Below are 3,081 nucleotides of genomic sequence, written 5' to 3'. Positions count from 1 at the left end.
AAAAAAGCAGGTGCTAAGACTTGGGAACAATTGGTTAAAGAATACAATATTGATACGAGTTTAGAGAGACCAGAACAAATTAAAATGTATGAAGAAAGAAGAAAGATAAAAAAATAATAAAAAGGAGATATTATGGAATTTGATGTTGAAATTTTAGACAATCTTGAGAATTTTAAAGAATTCTTAAAAACAAAACCTAGCAAAGAAGTTTTGCAGGCTGTTAATTCTCATTTAGAGGGTTTTTTAAGTGATGCGTATGATCATATCGATCCAGAAGAATACGAAGTCGCTTTTGAAGAAGAAACAGGAATATCTTATCGTGATGCTACTGAGGAAGAATTTGATGAGTGGTTTATTACAAATGTACTTTGCTTTGAAGATTTAAGTGAGATTTGCAAAATTCTTCGATCACTTTTAGAGGCTAAAGATTTGGATAAAGCTTTGGAAAATTTTAACAAAAAAAGCGATAAAGGGCTTTTAAAGGCTATAAACTTAGATGAAACTTTGGAAAAATTTGACAAAAAAAGCGATAAAAGGCTTTTAGAGGCTATAAAAAATGCTAGAGTGCTTGAAGCGGTGCGTTTGATAAATGAAAATCCAAATATTGCAATCGCTGAAGATGCTTTAGAAGCTTGTGAAGAGCTTCTAAATTCTTTTTATAAAAAGATTTCTAGTAAAAAAGATGGTAATGATGATAGTCCTTATGAAAATATATTAAGACATACTGGTTCGGCATTTGGTAGTTTAAAGCCAGCTGCAAAAAAAGCTGCAAATGCTAGCAGTATTGCAAAACTAAAAGTATTACTAAGAACTATATTAAAAGGCGAAAATGCAGGGGAGGTACTTAAAAAATCCGGTTTTTCTAAAGTGCTTTTTGGGAAAAAACCAGCTACGCAAAATCAACTTTATTGCCCGATGAATAATGTAGAACTTATATTTTTGGTACGATATGCACAAGATAGAAAAAAATATCTTATCGCTAAGGTAGCACTAGATTGTATTAATTTGATATATCTTGACTCGCTTTATGGTGCTTTTGAGTGTATGGAAAGATTTGATGGGATAGAATCTTGGGATGTTTCGCATATCAAAGACTTCTCTCGTTGTTTTTTTTGCTGTTCTGATATGAATGTTGATTTAAGTAAGTGGAATGTAAGCAAAGGTCAAAATTTTTATTTAATGTTTGGTCACTGTGAAAATTTTAACTGCGATATAAGCTCATGGAATATGAGCAAAGCTAAAAATATTGATAGTATGTTTTATCTCTGTAAGGAATTTAATCAAAATATTGATGCTTGGAAAGTTTCAGTTGAAGCGGTGATAAAGAGTAAGAATATTTTCAAAGATTCCCCTTTAGAATCCAATCCACCTCTCTGGTTTAAAAACGCTATTGATAAAATAAATACACCTACAGGTTTAGAAGGAATTTTAAATCTTCTAAATTTAAATATTGAAGAAAGGCGCCGCAAGGAAGAGTATTCACTTTTTATGATTGAACGATTAAATAAAGTTCTAGAAGTGTTTAATGCTACCAATGCAGAGAAAAAATTAAATGATACTGATCTTGCTAAAATTTACAAAGCGGCTATCAACAGTGAATATGAAACAGATAATATAACTTTTATACCTTTTGAGCTTATAGAATCGACTGCAAAGCTTGCTAAAAATCCGCAAAAAGTTCTTATAGGTTCTAAGAAAGAGGATTATTTAAAACTTGCATTAGAAAATGGGCGTCCAGATATTTTTAAGCTTCTTATTGAGTACGGATTTGATGCAACAAAGTTGTTAAAATCTTGCTCTCTTTTGATTGATTGTTGGAGTAAATCTATCAGACATGATTATGCTTTCACAGCCTGCATGCAAGATAAGAAAGCTTTGCAAAAGCGTGATAATGAACGCAAAGAGTTGTTAAGACTTTTTATACAACAAGGCTATACTTTTGGAGATCTCTATGATGCTGCAGCTCGCTATTCTTCAAGTGTATCAGGTTTTATAATGCATGTTATTGCGAACAAGTATTTTAGTGATGATGAATTACAAATTGTTTTAACAGGACGTTATAGTGATAATGAAGCTATGCCTTTTGTGTTTGCTCTTGCCTTGCAAGTAGAGGATAGTAAAAATCGAAATCTTGCTTGGAAAAGTTTATGTTATGCAATCTTCTTGGATATGCATAAAGGCGTAAAATCTCCAAAGTATAAAGATAAAGATCACCAAGGACTTGAAAATCTTAGTTTTCAGGAATATATAAAAGAGATTATTAAACGATTAGCTGACGATAATAACGTGAAGATACATTTTGAAAATTTAATAGAATTTATGGATTTAATAGAAAAGATAAAAGATGGACAAAAAATTGTAGTCAAAAATTTAATTCTTTTAAATATGTTTGTATGTATAGAAGAGGTAAATTTAAGCTTGCTTGATGTAAGTCAGTTAAAAAATTTATCTTATTTATTTGACGATTCCACTCGTGGAGATTTTAGCGGGATAGAATCTTGGGATGTAAGCAATGTAAAAAATTTTGAATTTTGTTTTAGTAAAGCGGAACGCTTTAATGCTGATATTAGCAAATGGAATGTAGGCAAAGGGTGTTATTTTACTTCTATGTTTGAAAAAGCCAGATGTTTTAATGCCGATATTAGTAAATGGAATATGAGCAATGCTAAGAGCGTCTCTTATATGTTTACATGTGCAAGTAGTTTTGATCGCTGTTTAGAATCTTGGGATATAAGTGCTTCGGTATCTATGGATCATATGTTTTGGGGAACAAAAATTGACAGCAATAGGCCCAAATGGTATAAACATTAAAAACTAAAACAGATAAAAAACAATGACAAGAGAACAAGCAGAATTAATTATAGAAGAAGAAAAGTTGATTGATACAGATTGGTATCCTTCTTATAAACATTCAGGAGAATACCATCTTACTATGTGGTTTGATTCTGATAATAATAAATACGAAGCTGTTTATATTGGAGAAAGGGGCAGTGTTGAACTTGAGTATTCTTTTGATAATGAAAAAGAAGCCATTGATAAAATGTTGCAGATGAATTATAAACAAAAATATTTTAGTGTAGA

1 protein-coding gene and 1 pseudogene are annotated in these 3,081 nt (G+C 30.9%); both read left to right on the top strand.

Going from position 1 to position 3,081, the window contains the following annotated elements; genetic code table 11:
• Positions 1 to 132: 132 nt before the first annotated feature.
• The gene (locus tag AJ888_RS01190; RefSeq protein ID WP_002861569.1) at positions 133 to 2,811 is read left to right on the top strand and encodes a BspA family leucine-rich repeat surface protein; all 2,679 of its coding nucleotides are present in this window, start codon (positions 133 to 135) and stop codon (positions 2,809 to 2,811) included.
• 22 nt (positions 2,812 to 2,833) lie between these two features.
• Positions 2,834 to 3,081, top strand: a pseudogene (locus tag AJ888_RS01185) (hypothetical protein); the annotation flags it as partial.

Source organism: Campylobacter sp. BCW_6467, from assembly GCF_001762855.1.
Taxonomy (GTDB): domain Bacteria; phylum Campylobacterota; class Campylobacteria; order Campylobacterales; family Campylobacteraceae; genus Campylobacter_D; species Campylobacter_D jejuni.
Note: the sequence above shows the minus strand (reverse complement) of the source record. Positions and strands in the feature narration are given on the sequence as shown.

What these genes read in the sequence shown, in the direction of transcription:
- AJ888_RS01190 (WP_002861569.1), top strand. Translation starts at nt 133, where the DNA reads ATGGAATTTGATGTTGAAATTTTAGACAATCTTGAGAATTTTAAAGAA.